The sequence below is a fragment of the Mucilaginibacter calamicampi genome (genome assembly GCF_042676765.1).
GTDB classification, from domain to species: domain Bacteria; phylum Bacteroidota; class Bacteroidia; order Sphingobacteriales; family Sphingobacteriaceae; genus Mucilaginibacter; species Mucilaginibacter calamicampi.
Genome location: NZ_JBHTHU010000005.1, coordinates 860,349 through 881,114, shown reverse-complemented (window position 1 = coordinate 881,114; position 20,766 = coordinate 860,349). Strand labels below are relative to the sequence as shown.

The window sequence follows — 20,766 nt, the reverse complement described above, 5'->3', positions numbered from 1 at the left end:
GCGTTGGTGTTAACATTTCTTATTTAACAACGTCAAATTTCAGTTTATAACTACCAACAAGTCCATTTCTGTCAATACCCTGAATAACGGCTATGTACTTACCCGGCTTATCGGATGTATAAAACGACACATTAGCCTTGCCTGTGGCATCGGTATTAACATCAGGCGCCCAATACAGCACATGCCTGAAATCGGGCACACGGCTTTTTTGCTGTTCAGGCGTTTCGTATATTGGCGAGTAGAATTCCCGCTGTAGCTGCATGCCTTCATAATCGAGTACCACGGCTTTTGGGTCAATGTCAAACCCGGCCATATCACCCTTGTAGGATATCATGTTTATCACCCCATTTGATGTTATGGGTCCCCAGTAGTTTTTATACTTCATCATATCCAGCTCGCGTATTTTTAACGGATCAATAGCAAAAACACGGTCGAGGTTAAAAATAGGCACACCATCTAAAATCACCATAGGTTGATCGCGCGTAAACTCGCCCCCATTCAATACGTTAAAGCGTACCCTGTTTTTAGTTTTGCCCACCAATACTTCTACAACATATTCCCGCAATACTTCTTCCATAGTAGTAAAACGGGTGTAGTTCTCAAGAAAATATTTTTTATGGTTGTTACCAAAATAAACGGAACTGTCAACCACTGGCACCGTGTATTGCTTTAACTTATTAGGCACGTATATATTTTGGACCTGCATATCCATACTGTTAAATTCTAACGCTTTTTGCCATTGTTTAATTAATTTAAAAGCAGGCAGTTTTATACTTGAATATTGCTCGGAAAAAGGATTATTGATAGATATTTTATAGGTACTATCTATTTCGGTATTGGTTTGCACAACTATCTCGCCGGGGCCATAAAGTTGCTTGGTATTAAATAATAACCTTCCGGTCGAATCGGCTGTAGATCCATACAATTGTAAACGCTTGCCCGGCACGCCCATATAGGCGGTTATCTTAGGGGCGGGTTTGCCATATGCATCACGTAATTGCCCTGTCACCAAGTGTCCGTCGTACTCCGGCAGGTAAGTAAACTTTTGCTTTCCGTTTAAAACTTCATCCCATTTAAAACGGCTCCATCCCTGCACCAGTAATAAATTATCAAGCGCCCTGTCTACCTCGTCAGATATTACACCCGGCGTTCTGCTAAAGTAATAATCCGGAGATTCAATATTCCCCTTCAGTTCTGACGTTAGCCATAGATAAGTATCTATATTAAGGTCATCGCCATGATTTAATGAATCAGCTTTAAATACAGCTATAGACATATTTGCCGGCACTGTATTGTTAGCAGCCGGCGCGACTGTAACGGGAATAGCTACAAGGCTACGCAGTTTATATTGCGATTGAACCTGTGCACGTATCTGCAAAGCATCCGGACGGCTAAAAATCAAACGCTCGCAAACAGGTTGCTTTGCACTATTGAACAAAGTAATATGATTTACCCCCCGGCCAAGCTTTAATCTGTCAATAGATATTGTTGCATTTCCGTTGGCATTAGTAACAACACTTTGAGCTACAATCACCGTCCGGCCGCTGTGTATAAACAGGTAAAGTGGTTCGTTAACACCTCGTGTACTTATAACTAAATTGGTTTGGTTATAAGTCCCTGTTAAATGTATTGCGTAACCTTTGGCGGCAACCGGCGGTAGCTCGCTTATCAGGGAGTTATTGCTGCCTATGCGCACTACAGCTTTGTAGGTACTGTTAGCATCGGGCGTTAACTCAAAACTGCCCATGCCAAATTTTAAGGTTTCAAATCGGGCCACGGTTTCATTCCGTTCATTGGTTATTACCCCGCTTGCATCTATTCCTTTACCATCCGCCCCGGTTACTTTAAAGCCAACTGTACTTGTTGCACCTGCTACAAGATTGCCGCCTTCGGCAAAAAACTGTATTGCAGGAGGCCTTACAGTTCCCATTGCCGTGGTCGCCACCGGCTCGGTTAGCGAGTTAACTATCGTTATTGTTTTTTCAAAAAACCGGTCGGCACTGAAGTTCTTCATCCAATTGGTATAGGCTCTTAATTTATAATTGCCATTTTTTAAGTTTACCGGGATATAAAACGACCCGTTTCCCCGGCCTTTATCCAACGCTATTTTAGCCTGTAAAACCGCATTATTTGCTTCGTCCAGTACATCTGCATAAACTACCTTACTTATATCAAGCTGATGCAAAGTACCCGCATCAACATTATAAACTTTAAACCACATTATTTCGCCGGCCATGTAAAAGTTCCTGTCGGTATGCACGTACACTTTTTCCGTCAAAACATGGTCGTTATATTGCCGGAAACTTTGAGATATAATGTCCTGCGCGTGTGTTTTAACTGCCGCTAAAAACAGCGGGAGAACTAACAAGTGCCTTAATACTGATGTGATCTTTATTGTCATAACATTATTGCCAAAAACTTGGTTGTTGTACACGTCCCCTTATCGTACAATCCAGACACGGCCTTCCCGAATATTGATAACCGATTATAGCTGGAATAGGTTCTTCTGACCATATCGCATCTGCAGCGAGATATGGGCTAGTTAAGGGCACTACCATTGTCGCCACAGTAAGCTTACCCTTTGGAGGAAAAAAAAGATACGATGAATCCAATTTACAGTCGTATGGATATTCAAATTTGTAACTTGACGGTAAATCTGCGTTTTTTATAAAAATTCGTTTTGATTGTTTAGTGCCTGCGCTTATGTATCCTATAACCGGTTCGGCCGCATCAGCAACGTTATGAATGTTGCCGGAAATTTCTGACGGCTGGGCATCGAATATACTGCCCAATCCTTCGGTGTTCTTCCTCATATTATCCCAAAAAGCATAAGCCTCTTTGGTTAAAGCTATTTGTGTAACCAGTATACTATATTTTATCCCCAACTTTTCTGAAGTTGAAGCGACAGTAGCTATGGGCGCCTTAAATGCTACATCCTTCACTAAAGCAGCCGTTGAATTAACAATAATGTTATTGGAAGCCTGAAAACCAAAACAATGATCTATATACTCTGCTTTTGTACGTGGTATTATGGCTGATCCGTTAGTCCGATAAGCGGAAATAAATTTGGTTCTAAACTCCCAGGTCTCTTCGTAATTATAAAGGTAGTAACGGCTGTTGTTAGTCGCGTCGTGTGTATTGGCATAAATGGATATACCGGCGTTGGTAGCATCATATCCCACATCATCAATAGGTTGCGTAACTTTTGCGTTGGTTAAGTCTGATAAATAGGTTTTACCATTACTGGTTTTAATACGTACACGGTATTGTTTGGTATTATCTAAAATTAAGCTTTGGGTAGCGTACACTCCTTTACCCAAATGTTGCAGCGTTGCAACAGTACCCGTTGCATTTTCAAGGGTGACCTGCGCGTTTAATTCGGGGTTGGCGGCAATTTTATTTGCAATTATCACTGTACGGCTTAAAGTTATTTTGGTCGAATCGATTGTGTTTATAAAACCCTCAACCACTAAAACATTTACATTTTGTTTTGTTACCTCTACGTTTAAAGACTTTTTGCAACTGCCTAATGCAATAGCACCTATAAAAAAAGTTAAGTAAAAAGCTGCCTGTTTCATATACCTAAAATCTTATATTATAATTTACAAAAGGTATAGGCGCTGCAAAAATAGATAACTGGTATGCACCAACTACCCCACCCTGCTGTGTAAAAAAGGTTGAATATGCATTTTGCCTCCCTGTAAGATTATACACACCTATTGTCCATGAATTATGTGTTAACTGCTTTATTTTATGATTACCCTCAATATTCAGCGCAATATCGGTTCTGAAATAATCAGGTATGCGGTATTGGTTACGGTCTGAATAATAAACCCGCTCTGCACCGTTATACAGATATTTGGCTATTGGTAAGGTTATCGGCCTGCCAGTACTGTAAGCAACATTAAAAGACAGGCTATACCGATGAGAAAGATGGTATGCGCCGGTTAAATTAAAACCATGAGGTTTATCATAATTTGCCGGGTAATACGCCCCGCTGTTTACTGCCGGGTGTACCGCAGGGTCATCCTGCTTCAAAAATGTGCGCGAATAAGTATAGCTCATAAGCCCCGTAAGTTTACCGGCCGTTTTGCGCAACATAAATTCTAACCCGTAAGCTTTGCCGTGTGTGTTTATTACGTCCTGCTCAATATTATGATTAAGGGTAAGAACTGCACCGCTTTTATAATCAAGGTAATGGTCAATATCCCGGTAATAACCCTCAATAGATGTTTCGATGGTATTTGATTTTAAATTTTTGTATAAACCTAATGATACCTGCCTGCCCGATTGCGGTTTGATATTAGCATCACTTAACTGGTAAACATCGGTTGGCGAAATAGCTGTTGTGTTTGATAACAGGTGCAAATATTGATGCAAAGTATTATAAGCCGCTTTTACCGCCAGGTTGTCGCCAAGGTTATATCTCGCCGAAAATCTTATCTCGGGATTGATATACGTTTTAATAAACTGATTGCTACCAAATATCCTTGTGTTTGTCACGTTTAAACTTGTCTTTGGAAGACCATCGGCATAATAGTTTACCGTTGCCGGGCCAAGCGAGTTAAAAACTGCTAAACGTAATCCACCTGATAACGAAAGATCATCAGTTACGTCAAATTTATCGCCAGCATATAAGCCGCTTTCAAGCCCGTGCTGGGCGCTAACAACATTTGGTGCCACTAAAGATTTAGCGCCCGTTGGTTGCATATCGCCCGGATGCAGGTTATAATAAATTGAGCTTAAGCCAAACGTTAGACTATGTTTATTATTAGGGTAATAATTAAAATCGGCTTTAAAATTGGTTTGTTTTATATTAAAATTAAGCTGATAAGCATTTACCGGATTGACTGTGCTGCCCACGCCATATTGATAACTATCAAACCCGCCACCTATAACACCGTATAGTTTATTGTTAAAGTTGTGTTTCCACTTTAGCGCTATATTTTTGTTACTGTAGCTATAACTGGTATCGCTGTTCAGTTTAAAGTTGTCATTACTGATATAACTGTTTAGGTATAAGTTATTTTTGTCATTGATACGATGACTGATATCTAAATTCAGATCATAAAATGATGCTTTACTGTTTTTATAAGCATTAGGCAGTAAATTAAGCAGCCAGTTGGCGTACGTGGTACGTCCGCCAAATATAAATGAGGTCCGGTCATTTACTATCGGTCCTTCAACGTTTAATCTGCTTGTAAGTATGCCAATACCTGCCGATCCCGTAAACTTTTTTTTGTTACCCTCGCGACTGTTAATATCTAATACCGATGATATGCGCCCACCAAAACGCTCGGGAATAGTGCTTTTATATAATTCAACATCCTTTACAACATCAGGGTTAAAGGCCGAAAAGAAACCAAAAAAATGCGCCGGATTAAAAACTGTTAAGCCGTTAAACAGCACTAAATTTTGGTCGGCCGCGCCACCACGCACGTTAAAACCGGTTGTAGCTTCGCCAACTGTTTGCACGCCGGGTAATACCAGTACCGCCCGTAAAATATCGGCTTCGCCAAATACTGCAGGTATTTCTTTTATACTTTTTATATCCATACGCACAGCACCAAGTTGCGTGCTTTTAATATTGGCAACTTTTTCGTCCGATATTTTTACTTCCTTTAAAGTTTGTATTTGTTCTTGCAGGTCGATATTAAATTTGCCATCACTATACAATATAATTTCCCTGCGGGTGTCGCGGCTGCCCATTGAACGTATAAGTATGGTATGCCTGCCTTTTGGCAGTGTAAGTGAGAAAAAGCCATACTGATCTGAACTAACCCCTGTTTTTGTATCGGCTACATATAAACTTGCTCCTATTATTGATTCGCCTGTTTTTGCTTCCTTAACATACCCCGCTATAGTTGCATTACCAGTGCCTACCTGGCTGGTTTTAAAACCTATTTCGTAGGTTTTATTCTCAACGGTCGATTCAGTTACCTCCTGTTGTTTTTCGTCGGTTGCAAAGTTTCGCACAGGTAAATTCGCTGTTACGGCATTTGCAGCGGTGTTTAGGGTTTTTAATCCAAAAAAACCGTTAGCTAAGCCAGTTTGTATATTACGGTACTTAGTTAACAAAACCTCTTGCTGCGGAGTTATTGTATAACGAAAGTGCGTGTTTTTAAAGGCTTCATCTAAAACACGATCAAGAGGCTGTTGGTTTAATTGTAAGGTTACGTTCAGGCTATCAAATGCGGCAGCGTCATAATAAAAATAGTATCCGGTTTTAGTTTCCAGGTCATCAACCACCTGGGAAATGCGCGCCTGCTGGTAATTAACATCAATTAACCTTTTGCCCGCAACTTGTGCAAATAACGCGTTACCTACAAATAAACAGCATATTATAAGGTATAATTTTTTCATGCTAATTGCTGATCTTGTCGTAATAACTAATAACCGATGTTAAAGCCATCTCCAGATCAGAAAAATCAATGTTCTTCTTTATGTACAGTTTTAGCTCTTTCTTTTTATCATTAAGCACGTTTAACAACTGCCCCTTACTATTTACGGTGTAGTAATGCTGTCCTTTTTTTAAATAATAGGTGTTCTTATTGACGAATATTGTTTTTAACGACAAGCTCTCCGCCTCCCTCGATTTTTCCCTTTTTACCAAAAGCTGCAGCTTATTATTATACAGCTCGTCATAAAAGAAAATGTCCATTTTTTTGTTATTTTCATCAGGCACAACTCTTATAAAGTGATGTCCGCGCAAATCAAATTCGTTTACAAAATCACTCAGCAATGCTACATTACTAGTTTTATCATATAAAAAAGTAACCAATACCTGGCGATATTCGTCATACAATAAAGGGATATTTTTATAAACTATACCGTCATATTTTACCGTGCCATTGGTAAAATTCTGCGAGTCGCTATAATACGGAGTACCCGCGGCAAATTGATCATAAAACTCATATGCCGGGCCACGATACAATCTTGATTGAGGGCCGATATTTTTTTGGTAAGTAGTAACTATGTTTTCGGCTACACTATTTAATTGCTCGTTATTTTCAACAATTTGAGCAATTGCCTTATTACCAAAAATCATACAGTAAAATACCATTAAACATGGCAAAAGAAATTTCTTCATATTATGATTTAGGCTATAATCGGGCGGACAGTCCGGTTATAAATATATTATTTGTAATAATCGTCGTAAGTACAATTAATATATAAGGCAATATAATGTTTATAAATTATTTTCAAATAACTATGCTGTTTTTCTTCTATATAATTAGTTGATAATTATGCAAATAGCGCAAGTATTGTTAAATAAACAACAATTCAAAGGGGCATTGATCTGGATTGAAAATCAATGAGTTAACAAAATACCTGGAAACCAGTTGGGTTTTAAAAAGACTATCGGATTATAAATTAATTAGGCCCGCTATTTACTCATCAAAAAGTTGTGAAAATATCACTCAAGTTTAGGTTGCTATATTATGACTTTGTTATAAACATATATAAGTTTCGCCGAGTTCAAAAAATCCATATATTTATATCATTAAGTCACAATTTAAAAATTTAAAAAATCATGAAAGTAAAGCTATCTCTTCCTGAAGAAACGACTGAAGAATTTGTAGACATTGAGAATTTAGACAATGAAACAAAATTGAAAATTAAAACATATCTGGAAAATGAAGGTTCAGCCTTAGCTAGTTGTGGAGGCACGTGGAAATGTAGTATAAAGATACACGGGATAGTTTCCTGCTAAATGATGTTAGTAAACAAAATTACAGGAAGATCTCTACTTGATTTAATTCGATCCGGATATTTTGATCTCATTTATCCGAATTTTGTATCGGAATCCGTTGATGCCGGGTTAAAAAAAGTAGAGGTTTTTTTTGGTACTAAACCAAACGTATATGGGTCCAATATAGACGCATTTAAAAAAATAAGAGATGCCATATTTGTCATATCTAAAGGAAGCAGTATAATAAATTCTTTAAATATTGCCGTACCTCATACTCATTGGGAAGGACAGAATCCTGTAATTTACAAATTTCAGGAAGAGTTTAATAGATACGTAATCGGCCATCATGAACCAGATGTTAACAAAACATATTTTCCTGCTTCCTTTGTTTTTTCAGAACAAGAGGTTTTGCCCTACGAATGGCTTGAATATAATACTAACATAAATGAAGAAGAATTTAGTTTGATTTACGCATTTCTTATAGAATTGCACCAAGAAGTAGCATGCAATAAATGGCCGTTAGGTATTAATATTGATTTTCGCTATAAAAAAACCTTGTTTGAAGAAAGTATTCCTACCGTTGAGATTCCTTTAGAAAATGAAGATTTGGACGGATTTGCATTTATACAAAAATATGCTGATTTTATTCTATCATCAGATGGGTCTGATCATACCGAACAAGTGGCTTGGTCTGCAATATCAGAACTATCCTATAAATTGAATAATGACGAATTGAACGTATTAAGATCTCTTCGCTCAAAAATGAGTGAACTAAAATCTGATTCAGAACGGGAAAAATTTTTGAATACTTTCCTAAGTTAATAAAACCTGCATACTATCAAGATTGAGATACAATCCCAAAAACCAATTGTAAGTTATTTTAATCTAACACCTGACGGGCTATCCTTTCCCCAAAATAGAAATTGAGGTCTTTGTTTACCCTGCCGCGACGAGAGGTTTGCACTAATATTAGTCATCAAGTCAAATAGATTTTTTGCACCGCCTTTAACCGAACTACTCTTAAATCCTAAATTTATCAGCCCTGAGCCCGAACTCGATGCAAGCTGATCGGCTCTGGCAGAAGTTAAAATTGGGATCAGCTTATTGTAAGATAATTGGCCGAAGCCGGGATCGCCGAATGGCCCGGAAATGTATTCTGTGTTCTCAACTCCGCCAGAATAACATGCATCAATAAAAACAAAGACAGACTTTGCGTCAATATTTTCAATCCATGACGAAAATTCATAACTTGAAATGGCACTTTCATAAGGTTGTTCAACCTTGTAGTCATACGGAACCATATAAAATTTCCCTGTTGAATCTAACTGCCCATGCCCGCTGTAATAAATGATTAGAATATCTTCAGGGTTAATGCGATCAGGAGAATCTGAAGAAAGAGCATGCAAACTTTGCTTTATTGCCTTTTTGGTTGTTAACAAAGTAGCTTTAGGATTATACTCTGTTACTGCTTCCGAAAAAAGATTTAGTCTCCGTATTTTATTAAATTCAGATTTATCTACCAGGTTATTAATATTGTCGTAAAATTCTTTTGTCTCGACAACGGGATGGGTTAACTGCATCGAAGAGTTTTCATTACTGGCTACAGCAATTGTTAAAACCACCAGATCACCTTTTTTAACGCCACTTTGTTTAACCGGAAATCTATTTTCTCTGGTGATTGACTTTACTCTGTCGTTATTAAATGCATAACAAGAAAGGCGAACTTGAGACAAACTTTCTTCCGGTAAAGAAATAAGTATATTTTTAAGCCGCGGGTCGTCTTTAGCAACGCGGGCTGTACTTAAAAAACTACCGGCATCACCTGTCTCAGGTATTACCTTTATCAGCTTTTTATCCCTGAAAATATGAACAGCATAGGCATCTGTTTCTCCTGCTAATTCAATATCAACAGTACATTGCCTGTCATTAACTTGTTTAAAATTAGTCATTCTTAGTTCGGGCTGTTTACGGTTTACCGAACTGAATTTTTTTATGGGCTTTTGAAACGTGCTCCTTAATAATGTTTTGTAGAACAATTGTGGCTGATAGAAATCTTTCATGAAGATCTCAAGGGGATAAACGGTGAGCTGCTCGTTAAAATCCCATTTTGCACTTTCAGCGTTCTCAAGATTTTCGGTATCAAAGAACCCCGACTGCCTGCTAACGGTTAGCCAGTTGGTAATCACCTGGTTCTGAAAGTTATCTTTAAACGTAAAGTACAGGTCGGCTGCAATTTCACCGGATCTAAGGTCCCAAATTTTAATTGTGCTTTTATCAGCGGATATTAAAAAATCTTTAAAAAGCCTTACATTGGAATTCTCAAGATCGCCTTTTTTATCGTCTAATACGATCCGCTGAGTTGAACCAGGTTCTCCAATTGTGACGATTTTTTTCACACTTTGAATAGTTTGCCCGTCACTTATCGGTTTAACAAAGTCCACAAGTGTGCCATCAACCGTCCTAATCTTGGTCTCCCCGAAATCAAACAAGTTATCCACGTAATGAATCCCTAACGAATCTATACTTAACAAATTAGCCTGGGTATCATAATAGTTGATAACAGGTCCAGATATTTCTGCGACCTTACCGTTTTTGAGTAAGAGGTATTTTTCGATATTAAGACCCGACGAAGGCAGCTTCCACTTTAGCATGCTAACCTGCAATTCTGCACCAATTGGATCAGAATCCAGCGGAATAGGCTTTTTAAAGGCAATATTATCAAAGCGCGACAAGACATTTTTGGTATTTAGGTCCCAAAGCTTTTTAATGTCCATTATAGTAATAAGTGCATTTCGTCCTTGTACCTGGAGGCCGCTAAACGACCCTTGTTTAAACCCTTCCTTCGCTAGTCTATCGCTATCCAATGCTGCATAAACTCCGCGTATCTCATGATTAACGACTTCTAGGCTATTGATCTGTTTATCTGTTTCTGTAAAACGTAATACTTCACTTTTGTCGCTAGTTTTCACCAATTTAACTATAGGGCCATCGGCTGATAAGGAATAGTGTAATACATACCTGCTGTCGTCTGACAGTTCTATAAATTCTGTTTTAAAAATATCAACAGGGGCAAATGTTTTTGCACTCAGTATAGTTAGTTGATTAGCGTGCGTTAGAGACTGCCCCACTTTGAAATCCGCATACTCAAGGGAGGTAATTAAAACTGAGTCGCCGGATTCCGAAAACTGGCATTTTCGGATGCTCGACATCGGCATCTTGAACGTGTTAATTATCCGGCTCTTGATGATATCAAATAACACGACATCAGTGTTTGAATTAATTAAGATCTGGGATGCATCTTTATTGATACTAAAATTCAGTATAAAGCTGTTCGGGCTTGGCTGATAAACAAGTTCAGGGAGTTGCTTATCAGTACTTGCCTGTGAAAAGACGAAGAGGGGAACTAAACATGAAATGACAAATAAAAAGATAGCGGACAGTTTCATAACAAGGCGAATTGATATAGGTTAGAATTCGTCCCAATATCAAAAATACTGTATACTTTCCCATCAATCTCGTCGCGGACAACAATGCTATATATCTTATCTTTTACAAAAACTATATTAACTACCGAGTCATATTCGCCTTCTTTGAATGATCTATTTTTTGTATTATAAAACGTGGAACCTGTTTTGTATTCGTAGGTTGCATAACCCTTTGTATACAGGTATTGAGAAACAATTTTATCTGATATATCTGAAAATTTGATCCGGTGTGTTTTCTTGCCGTATCTCAGCAGAACATCAGCTTGCATATTGGCCGATGTGTTGTCAGATTTAAAAGGCTTGTTGTCGGTTCCTTTAATGATTTCCTGCGTTCCATCCTTATTAACGGTATATAAAAGCCCTGTTGAAGTGTCGACAACTATGGTCATGGTGTCATCACCTATCTTAAAATCAATGTAGCAATATCTCGGATTCCAGTCGGTTAGCTTGTAAACAATTTTATTAAAATCATCAGAGAGTTTAACGAAAGCCGATTGCTTCAGCCATTCGGTTCTCAAATCACTTGAATCATGCAAGGCAATATATTTATAAGATCTCTTTCCCATGTGCTCTTTTACAAGAACATAGCCATCAGGGGTAACCGAAACTATATCGGCAGTTACCAATTCTGCTTTTATGTGCCTGGTCTCTTTAGATTCCCAATTATAGTAGAATATCCCAGAGGAGTTCGTCATAACTAAAAAATCCTGTTTCGGAGAGAACAACAATTGCCAGTCGCGACGAAGAGCGATCCCTGCCATAACTGCTGTTTCCGCAATTGTTTTTTTTTCGGCGCGGCTAATTATGACGAGCCTGTTCTTTACCGGTCCATATAGATATAAAGCAATATACTTTGTTGAAAGTGCCCCGAAAACTTCACCCATGGCGAAATATGATCCGGTGGGGTTGTTATTCACATTAATCCTGAATTTCTCAGCAGGATAGTCCTCTCCTACGTTGGTGACAGTTAACTCCAGGTTGCCATTATACAGATTGGAAACCTGAAGCTTTTCGAACTTTCGAAAGCAGATGAAATTTTCCTCCTCTCCCATACCCACTTTTAAAAGAACATTGGTCTTGGCTTTAAGGTCGAATATTTCTGCATACAAACGGTCGGAAACAACTATTTTATTTTTATCGTTTGTAATGTAAGCCGAAACGTCTTTTGAAAAAGTGCCTTGGCTTTGCGATAGATCGAATCGTTTTAGCCGTGTGCCCGTACTGTTATCGTAAACAGACAAGGTTTTATCCTGAAGAACAACAGAATGTTTTAAGTCATCACTTAGCGATGCAAAATTTACATTCTGGCAAAAAGCCGGGATGCTAAATAAAACAAGAACAATTAATAGTGTATGTCTTATCATAACTCATGTACTTTACCTTCTGCCAGTATAAAAATACTGCTTACTGTGAGGAGGACAAAAATAATATATAAAACGGCGAGCCGTGACTGAACCGCATTGATAGAAGCCCTGGTCCATATTTTTTCTATGTTCATGACTCCTCCATGATCAGCGATTAGTTCATTCACCGGCTTGTCGGGAAACAATTTTATATAAGACGCAGCGCCCTGGGTATAGGTGTTACCTATGATAATAGGGTTTGATTCACCAGGGGGCTCAATCACATACTCATTTAACGTGGATTTATAAAGCATCCCCACGATCAAACCTCCCAAAATTAGGGGGATGGAGATCAAATACCATTTGTTAGTGCTTGCTTTTAATTTTTTCCGGAATGATATTACCAGTAGTAGAATTACTAAGCTACCAACTGAAATTAAACCCACCTCAAAACTGAGCTTTGAAAACTGCTGCGTGGGCGGCGCCCAGTTTGTTAAAAATCCATTGAAGGCAGCAAGCAAAATAGTGACGCCTTGTATGCATCTACTCAGTATGGAAGAATTATTCATTTAATTAACAAATCAAAAGGAGAGTAATCATCCGTTATCTCTATTTTCTTAACGTCGGAAATAGGTTCAAAGCTTCCCGGATCGCTAACCCAAACCTGGTAGTTGGAATGTTTTTCAAGATAAGCTTCAAAGGGCCCTTGCAAGGTTGGAAAACTCTTGTAATTGTTGGCGTTTTTTAGAAAAAAGTCCGCATTGGTGCAGTAGATTACACGTCTGGGCCGTACTGGAGTGTTTCCCAGTATATTTACTTTTATTTTAACCTTATTTTCTACCACCATCTTGTTTGGTCCCATATATTGCTCAAATGCCTTTGACATGGTTTGCATCTCATTGTGCACAAACTCGACTTTTTGCAGGTTATTGGCGTCGATCCCTGCTTTTAAAATACTGATCAATTCTTTGTAAGTATTCAGACGATCAGGGGAGATAGGGTCCGTCTTCTTCGAAATCACATTAGCTAACACAAGCACATCTTTTTGAGCGTTCTGCATCACCCCGGTTTGAAAAGTTGTGTCAGATAATTCCTTAATTTCCTTTAAAAGAACCGCTCTGTTATTGAAGTTAAATGTGATAGAAATTTTGTAGCCTCTGTTAAGCAGCGAATCAATCCGCTTGTTTTTTTTCTTTACTACCGGCACCTTTACGAAACAACTCCCATCCTTGGCGTTAGAAATAAAAGTTGGATTAGATTCAAGCAGAAAAGTTTTTAAATCACTGTTTAACAAAAATGGACAGTTGTTGGCCCATATCTCGAATGATTGACATTTGATACTGTCGGACCCGTAATCAAGAACAAGTTCACCCTCTTCCAAAGCAACTAACTGTTGAGTTGATTGGTTGATCATGCTATACCTTACATCATCAGCGGGTGAAAATAGCGAGAGAAAAAAGTTTAAAACAAGAAGAAGCATAAAACAAATTTATGAATAAATATAACAATTTGTTGCACTAGGTAAAAGCTACAACATATCCGTTAAATAGCAAGCTTACTAAGAATGGAGAATAGAAAATGCTAAAAATAAATGCTCCCTACAAAAGGATAAAATCATATTAAATAACTTATAATCAATTACTTAGTTACTTTCCGATACAGAACTTACTAAATATATTATCCAGCAAATCATCTGTCGTTACCGCGCCGGTAATTTCGCCCAGATAGTGCAGGGCCTGTTTTATGTCCATTGAGAGGAAATCAGACGTAACAGTTTCCATACCATCCAGCACCCTGATAAGTGATTCTTCAGTTTTTTGTAGCGCTTCCAGGTGGCGGATGTTTGTTACTAAAATATCATTGCCTTCTAACTCGTTTTTTATAGCTGCGTGGTAAATTTTATTCTTCAATTCATCAATATGCTGCTTCTCTTTAGCCGAGATAATGATGGCACTTTCGGTATGTGGTAAGGCAAGAATTTGTTCTTCGGTAAGCAAGTCGGACTTGTTGGCCACTATCAGCATGGTAACCCCTGGTTTTTGAAGGTTTTCTAAATCAGCGTTAAGTTCTGCAAGTGTTATTCGTTCAGCATCGTACACGTAAACCAGTAGCGATGATGTGCTGATCTTTTCCATAGTGCGCTCCACTCCTATCTTCTCAATAGCATCTGTAGCTTCGCGTATACCTGCCGTATCTATCAGGCGGAAGTTAATACCGTTAATATTCAGCACCTCTTCAATTGTGTCGCGGGTGGTACCAGGGATGTGGCTAACTATAGCGCGCTCCTCATTCAGCAGGGCGTTTAACAGGGTGGATTTGCCTGCATTCGGTCTACCCGCTATTACCGTATTAATGCCATTTTTAATAGCGTTACCCAATTCAAATGACTGTATCAACGCAGTAATAACCCGCAGTATATCATTAATAAGCTTCTTTAGTTGATCGCGATTAGCAAATTCCACATCCTCTTCGGCAAAATCCAGCTCCAATTCAATTAACGACGCGAATTGCACCAGCTGCTCGCGCAGGGTTTGCAACTGATTACTAAAACCACCCCGAAGCTGTTGCAGCGCCACTTGCTGCGAGGCCTTTGAGTTAGAAGCGATAAGATCAGCCACGGCCTCGGCCTGTGACAAATCAAGTTGCCCGTTCAAAAAAGCGCGTAAGGTAAACTCGCCCGCTTTAGCAGAGCGAGCGCCGTTTTTTATTAGCAGTTTAATAATAGATTCGATGATATAGTTAGACCCATGGCAGGATATTTCCACCACGTTCTCGCGTGTGTAAGAGCGCGGCTCTACAAACAGCGATACCAATACCTCATCCAATAACATATCACCATCCACAATGCTGCCAAAATGTATGGTGTGCGATGTTTGCTCAGTAAGGTCTTTTCCCTTAAACACTTTATTGGCGATGGCGATGGCATCAGGTCCTGAAAGGCGTATAACACCGATGGCACCTATACCGGCCGGAGTAGCAAGGGCAACAATGGTTTCTTCGTGGTTAGTCATTAGTCTTTGTCATTAGTCATTGACTATTGTTATGAATCATTTTACTCAAAACAATCCGCCAAATCTGCCATCAAAGGTCGCAAAAATTCCTATCAACTATCAACCATTAACCATCAACTAAAAATTATAACTTGGCAGCCAATTATGGTAACTTTTTTTGAAGCCGCGCTTAATAAAATTTCTGTGCACCACGTAGGGAACAAGTCGCAGAACGAGATGTATGCATTATCTGAGCATCCTGTTGCGCTAAAGGATGATTTGATCTCCAACTTATTGAAGCAATATTTTTTAACTCCGTTTGAGAAAACAAACGAGGTTTATCACCTGATGCACAGCAGCGGCGATCTGGCACTTAATGAGATACATCATTTTGCTACGCAGATTTTTGAGTATGAAGATCAATTTCATCAAACTTCAGAACAGATAGCCAAATACCTTTATGAGGTTGCTGATCATCCTAAAATTAAATCCGGAGAATTGTATGTTGCGCACTTTAAAAACCTGCAAATTGAAGGTGAAGTTTTAGACGCCCTGGGTATTTTCAAATCAGAAAATAAAGAAACCTACCTGAAAGTTTATCCGGATAAAGGTGGCTTTAACCTGGATTACGAGGATAACGCGATCAACATAAATAAACTGGATAAAGGCTGTTTGATATTTAATACCGCGAAAGAAATAGGCTACAAGGTTGTGGTAATAGATAACAATACCCGCGGAACGGAAGCAGCTGTTTACTGGAAAGATGGCTTTCTGCAATTAAAGATTCGCAACGACAGTTACAATCAAACCAATAACACATTAGGGGTTTATAAAAACTTTGTCACCAATAAAATTGATGAGGATTTTGAGATGACCAAAGCCGATAAGATAGACCTGCTTAACCGCTCAATGAAGTATTTTAAGGAAAAAGAAACTTTTGACATGGATGAGTTTGCCGGCGAGGTAATAGGGAACGAAAAAGCAATTGAGTCTTTCAAAACCTTTAAAAGCCAGTACGAACAGGAGTTTGACACACCTATTGCCAATACTTTTGAAATTGCAGCTAACGCGGTAAAAAAACAGGCTCGGGTTTATAAAAGCGTTTTAAAACTGGATAAAAACTTTCATATTTATATACATGGCGACAAGGACCTGATAGAGAAAGGCTTTGATGATGGAAAAGCCATGAATTATTATAAAGTCTATTTTAAAGAGGAACAGTAGTGAGAACCGACAGCATAATATATATTTTTTTGTTTGCGATATATCTAGCGCTGACCCTATCTTTTATAAATAAAATACGCAAGACAAAGATTCTGAGTAGTAAACAGAAAGCGATAAATATAGTCTTGGTGCTAATACTCCCCTTCTTTTGGCCGATTGTTATTCATTACTTATTAAAAAAACAGCTTGGCTCTTACCAGGTTCCAATAAAAAATGACTCATCCAGCAATGGCTTTCACGAAAGTAGAATAGGCGTAGACAATCACTTTCAACACTAATTTGAGTTTTCTTACTTCTTTCAGAAGTACCACCATTTTTTTACAAACTATGGGTGGGGCATATGCGTATTTAACAATACATCTACTTATTGTTAAATTTAGTGTCGTCACTTTCAAACAAATACATTTATTATATCCGGTTTTTATTACTGGTAGGTGTAACTGTTTTAATTGGATTGAAAACCTTTAGTGTTATTACAAGTGTTTCTTCATCGGTAAAAAAAGAAGTTTTAGCCGCTGAAAACGACACCGATACGGAAAAGAAAACTGAAAAAACAGATACCGAAAAAGAAAAAGAGTTTGCCCTTTTTAATGAGCATAATTTGTATATCAGTGATATAACTATAGATATTGTACATAAAACAATTTACTCAAATCGATATCAGTCAGCACACTTTGCTAATATAAGTATTCCGCCTCCAGATACTTTTGCCCACCGCGCTTAGCTTAATCTAGCCGCTTTCAGTCGGCACATTTTTACTTTTAAACAAACAACATCTTATGAAAACAGTTCGAATTAATTTTAACAAATTGGCTTTGCTATGCATTGCCCTCACCCTTACTTTTGCATCCTGTAAGAAAACCAATGATGATCTTCTTGATGGTTTAGGCACCGGACCTAATAGCACCGTATACGCTTTAAGCTCAGATAATAAGCTGCTTACTTTTACTGCTGATAATCCCTCGGCAGCAAGCAGCCTAACAATAACAGGCCTTCAAACCGGCGAAACCATTGTAGGAATTGACTTCAGACCTGCTACGGGCCAGTTATACGGTGTTAGCAGTGGTAGCCGAATTTATGTTTTAAACACGCAAACGGCATTAGCAATGCAAGTGGGCACTACAGCATTTACACCGGCAATAAGCGGTGCAACATTGGGTTTTGATTTTAACCCAACCGTTGACAGGATAAGGCTGGTTACAACAACAGGGCAAAATCTTCGTCTTCACCCCGAAACAGGTGCGGTTGCCTTTACAGATGGTGTAACCAACGGCCCAATAAGTACCGGCGTAACGGCTGCAGCATACACCAACAACAGATCTGGCGCCGCCACAACGGAGTTATTTGTGTTAGACGCTGCCACTGATAAATTATATAAACAAGATCCTCCGAATAACGGAACCCTGGTTGCCGTTGGGAGCGGAATTGGTGTTGATGCGGAGCAAATAGGTGGTTTTGATATAGGCCCAAATGGTCTTACGCTGGCCACTATTAAGGTATCAGGCAAAACCAGTCTGTATGCTATTGATCTGGCTACCGGTAAGGCTGCCAGGTTACGGAACGATTTCCCCGGCGATATTATTGGTTTGGCTATACCTACCGATCCGGTAGCTTATGCTATAAACGCCGCTAATGAATTGGTTATTTTCAACCCCTTATCTCCATCTCCGGTTAGCAAAGCTATTACCGGTATGGCAGCCGGTGAAACCGTGTTAGGTATTGATTTTCGCCCGGCCACTGGTCAGCTTTTTGCATTAGGTAGCACAAGCAGATTATATGTACTTAACACATCATCGGGTGCGGCTGCGGCAGTTGGTGCAGCTCCTTTCGCTACCCTTTTATCAGGCACTGATTTTGGTTTTGATTTTAACCCCGTTGCCGACAGGGTAAGGATTGTAAGTAACACAGGGCAAAATCTGCGCGTAAATCCTATTGACGGGACACTTACCGTAGACGGTAATCTATCAGGCACTACACCATTTATTACAGCTGCTGCCTACACAAACAACTTTGCAGGTGCAACTACAACTGTTTTGTATGATATAGATACACAAGCCAATAAATTGGTTAAACAAGATCCACCTAACTCAGGCACTTTAACAGATGTAGGCCCATTGGGTGTTACAGCAACAGCTGCTAACGGATTTGATATTGGTAGCAAAAGCGGCATTGCTTACGCTTTATTAAATGTTGGTGGAACCACCAAGGTATACACTATCAATCTTACTAGCGGTGCCGCAACAGCCGGCGCTACCATAACCGGTACTTATAAGGCTTTTACCCTTGGTTTAGGTTTCTAATATTATTTAAAGCAACAAAAAGCCATGCACTATTTAATGCATGGCTTTTTGTTATTGTGTTTAACTAAACGTTTTCTTTCTGAAATAACGCCGGTATAGTTTTCAATATCAGCTTTATATCGTTTTTAAAGCTATGGTTTTGGGCATAGGTATTATCAAGCATTAGCCTTTCATCTTCGCTCATTTCGCCTTTACCGCGTTTTTCAACCTGCCACAAACCGGTAATACCTGCAGGGGCCGAGAAGCGTAAAACGTACTTATCCGTGGTTAGTTTCTCCGCTTCGTAAAGCGGTAAAGGGCGGTTACCCACAATGCTCATATTACCGATGATAACGTTCCAAAGCTGCGGTAGCTCGTCAATACTGGTATTACGTATAAAGTTACCTACTTTGGTTATGCGCGGATCATTCTTAATTTTAAAGAATGCAGACCCCGCGTTAGTTTGCTTATTAAATCTGAAGTCTTTTTCGCACCAGTTTACATTATCTGAGTAGAGCGGATACTGGCATTTACCATAACTCTGGCAGGTATCGCATAAAAACTGATGCGATGCTGTCTCCGTTTGCTTTGGTTCATTACCCGCATCAATATTATATTGGTTAAGGTGCTTAAGGTCTTTTATACGCTGATCGGCATTTACATACATCGATCTGAATTTATAGAACTTAAATACCTTATAGCCGGTTCCTACCCGCAACGAATAATAAAATGCAGGCCCTTTTGACTCTAATTTAACAAGTATATATATTATCAAAAACAAAGGCGACAAAAACAGTAAAGCCCCACCAGCAAAAACAAGGTCGAATATCCTTTTGCTAAGCTCAATTTTTTTAACCTTGGGTGTGGTATTTTGCAGGTTAGTCTTAAGTGTAGCCCAGTTATTAATTAAAAAAATTATCTTCTCTTGTATGTTTTCAGGTTTAAGCGGTAGTTTAAATACGTCGGCAATTCCTGTTGATAAAGCCAGCTTAACCAGGTTTTTATTTAGGTGGTTAACGATCAGAAAAAACGGCACCGAAGGTAACCCTTTGTTCTTAAGCGCCTCAACTAAAGCCAGGCCGGATGGCGCCATTATCTCGCTGTTGCAAACAACGGCAGCTATAGGCAATTGCCCGTTTTGCCATGCAGCGGCCATTTCCATACCGGTTTTGTAGTGCACAAGTTCGCACTCGCCAAAATTAAGGGTATTGAATATCGCAGTAGCGGTATCATCTAAGCCAACCAGCGCAATTAACTTTGTATTGTTTATTTCGGTGTTTTCTTCACTCATAACCAGGCTGCGCTTTAGTTCACAATACGTCTTAAAACCACTCTTATACGTGCCTCCAGTTCGGCGGGGTTAAATGGTTTTACTATAAAATCATCAGCGCCGCTGTCTAAACATTTAATGCGTTTTTCTGAGCTGTCTTCGCCTGATAATATTATAATAGGTATCGACTTGAAAAAGTCACTCACTTTTACCTGAGTTATCAATTCTAACCCATTAAGTTTTGGCGTATTAAGGTCAGAAATTATCAGATCGGGTACATTTCCACTTTGCATAAAGGCCAGCGCCTCCATTCCATCTTGCGAAATTACTATCTCGTATGTAGCACTTAAAAACTCTTTAAGTATGGCCTGCATGTACAGGTCATCTTCTACAATTAGTATTTTTGTTTGGCTGCTGTTCGTAAAATTCATAGTTGAGCAAATCTGCGGGAAATTGTAATAGGATGCGAATATTTTTATTCA

General features: G+C 38.9%; 16 protein-coding genes. 5 read left to right on the top strand and 11 right to left on the bottom strand.

Annotated features, from left to right (window positions below):
- Nucleotides 1-19 precede the first annotated feature (19 nt).
- From ACFQZS_RS09580 to ACFQZS_RS09565, 4 genes are read right to left on the bottom strand one after another with little or no spacing between them, the layout of a single operon-like run.
- Nucleotides 20-2,401, bottom strand: coding sequence for a hypothetical protein (locus tag ACFQZS_RS09580; protein ID WP_377099601.1), 2,382 nt, complete (start codon nucleotides 2,399-2,401; stop codon nucleotides 20-22).
- A gap of 4 nt (nucleotides 2,402-2,405) precedes the next feature.
- The gene (locus ACFQZS_RS09575) at nucleotides 2,406-3,578 is read right to left on the bottom strand and encodes a DUF4249 domain-containing protein (protein WP_377099599.1); all 1,173 of its coding nucleotides are present in this window, start codon (nucleotides 3,576-3,578) and stop codon (nucleotides 2,406-2,408) included.
- Nucleotides 3,579-3,582: 4 nt separating this feature from the next.
- Complete coding sequence (locus ACFQZS_RS09570) at nucleotides 3,583-6,363, bottom strand: TonB-dependent receptor (RefSeq protein WP_377099597.1); 2,781 nt, start codon at nucleotides 6,361-6,363, stop codon at nucleotides 3,583-3,585.
- 1 nt (nucleotide 6,364) lies between these two features.
- On the bottom strand, nucleotides 6,365-7,090 hold the full coding sequence (locus tag ACFQZS_RS09565) for a hypothetical protein (protein WP_377099596.1): 726 nt from the start codon (nucleotides 7,088-7,090) through the stop codon (nucleotides 6,365-6,367).
- Nucleotides 7,091-7,534: 444 nt separating this feature from the next.
- On the opposite strand from ACFQZS_RS09565, the gene ACFQZS_RS09560 reads away from it, so the two are divergent.
- Both ACFQZS_RS09560 and ACFQZS_RS09555 read left to right on the top strand, forming a co-directional pair.
- Nucleotides 7,535-7,714 (top strand): hypothetical protein, encoded by a 180-nt coding sequence (locus tag ACFQZS_RS09560; RefSeq protein WP_377099594.1) that lies wholly within the window; start codon nucleotides 7,535-7,537, stop codon nucleotides 7,712-7,714.
- The gene (locus tag ACFQZS_RS09555; RefSeq protein ID WP_377099592.1) at nucleotides 7,715-8,515 is read left to right on the top strand and encodes a hypothetical protein; all 801 of its coding nucleotides are present in this window, start codon (nucleotides 7,715-7,717) and stop codon (nucleotides 8,513-8,515) included.
- Nucleotides 8,516-8,568: 53 nt separating this feature from the next.
- Here ACFQZS_RS09555 and ACFQZS_RS09550 read toward each other — a convergent pair whose 3' ends face one another.
- The 5 genes from ACFQZS_RS09550 to mnmE all read right to left on the bottom strand — a co-directional run bounded on the left by ACFQZS_RS09550 (nucleotide 8,569) and on the right by mnmE (nucleotide 15,532).
- Complete coding sequence (locus ACFQZS_RS09550; protein ID WP_377099591.1) at nucleotides 8,569-11,139, bottom strand: caspase family protein; 2,571 nt, start codon at nucleotides 11,137-11,139, stop codon at nucleotides 8,569-8,571.
- Nucleotides 11,136-12,542, bottom strand: a complete 1,407-nt coding sequence (locus ACFQZS_RS09545; protein ID WP_377099590.1) for a hypothetical protein — start codon at nucleotides 12,540-12,542, stop codon at nucleotides 11,136-11,138. The genes ACFQZS_RS09550 and ACFQZS_RS09545 overlap by 4 nt, the downstream gene beginning before the upstream one ends.
- Complete coding sequence (locus ACFQZS_RS09540) at nucleotides 12,539-13,090, bottom strand: hypothetical protein (protein WP_377099588.1); 552 nt, start codon at nucleotides 13,088-13,090, stop codon at nucleotides 12,539-12,541. Before ACFQZS_RS09540 ends, ACFQZS_RS09545 begins: the two co-directional genes overlap by 4 nt.
- The gene (locus tag ACFQZS_RS09535; protein ID WP_377099586.1) at nucleotides 13,087-13,935 is read right to left on the bottom strand and encodes a hypothetical protein; all 849 of its coding nucleotides are present in this window, start codon (nucleotides 13,933-13,935) and stop codon (nucleotides 13,087-13,089) included. The genes ACFQZS_RS09540 and ACFQZS_RS09535 overlap by 4 nt, the downstream gene beginning before the upstream one ends.
- 232 nt (nucleotides 13,936-14,167) lie before the next feature.
- Nucleotides 14,168-15,532: a tRNA uridine-5-carboxymethylaminomethyl(34) synthesis GTPase MnmE gene (gene mnmE, locus ACFQZS_RS09530; RefSeq protein WP_377099583.1), complete on the bottom strand. Its 1,365-nt coding sequence runs from the start codon at nucleotides 15,530-15,532 to the stop codon at nucleotides 14,168-14,170.
- 144 nt (nucleotides 15,533-15,676) lie between these two features.
- Here mnmE and ACFQZS_RS09525 point away from each other — a divergent pair, with 144 nt between their 5' ends.
- The 3 genes from ACFQZS_RS09525 to ACFQZS_RS09515 all read left to right on the top strand — a co-directional run bounded on the left by ACFQZS_RS09525 (nucleotide 15,677) and on the right by ACFQZS_RS09515 (nucleotide 19,035).
- Nucleotides 15,677-16,735 (top strand): nucleoid-associated protein, encoded by a 1,059-nt coding sequence (locus tag ACFQZS_RS09525; RefSeq protein WP_377099581.1) that lies wholly within the window; start codon nucleotides 15,677-15,679, stop codon nucleotides 16,733-16,735.
- A 454-nt stretch (nucleotides 16,736-17,189) separates the two neighbouring features.
- Entirely contained in the window at nucleotides 17,190-17,459 is a 270-nt protein-coding gene (locus ACFQZS_RS09520; protein WP_377099579.1) for a hypothetical protein, read from the top strand.
- 55 nt (nucleotides 17,460-17,514) lie between these two features.
- A complete protein-coding gene (locus tag ACFQZS_RS09515) occupies nucleotides 17,515-19,035 on the top strand; it encodes a DUF4394 domain-containing protein (RefSeq protein WP_377099578.1) in 1,521 nt (506 codons plus the stop codon).
- Between the two features lie 64 nt (nucleotides 19,036-19,099).
- Here ACFQZS_RS09515 and ACFQZS_RS09510 read toward each other — a convergent pair whose 3' ends face one another.
- Both ACFQZS_RS09510 and ACFQZS_RS09505 read right to left on the bottom strand, forming a co-directional pair.
- Nucleotides 19,100-20,305: a sugar transferase gene (locus ACFQZS_RS09510; protein ID WP_377099576.1), complete on the bottom strand. Its 1,206-nt coding sequence runs from the start codon at nucleotides 20,303-20,305 to the stop codon at nucleotides 19,100-19,102.
- Between the two features lie 14 nt (nucleotides 20,306-20,319).
- Nucleotides 20,320-20,715: a response regulator transcription factor gene (locus ACFQZS_RS09505; protein WP_377099574.1), complete on the bottom strand. Its 396-nt coding sequence runs from the start codon at nucleotides 20,713-20,715 to the stop codon at nucleotides 20,320-20,322.
- Nucleotides 20,716-20,766 lie beyond the last annotated feature (51 nt).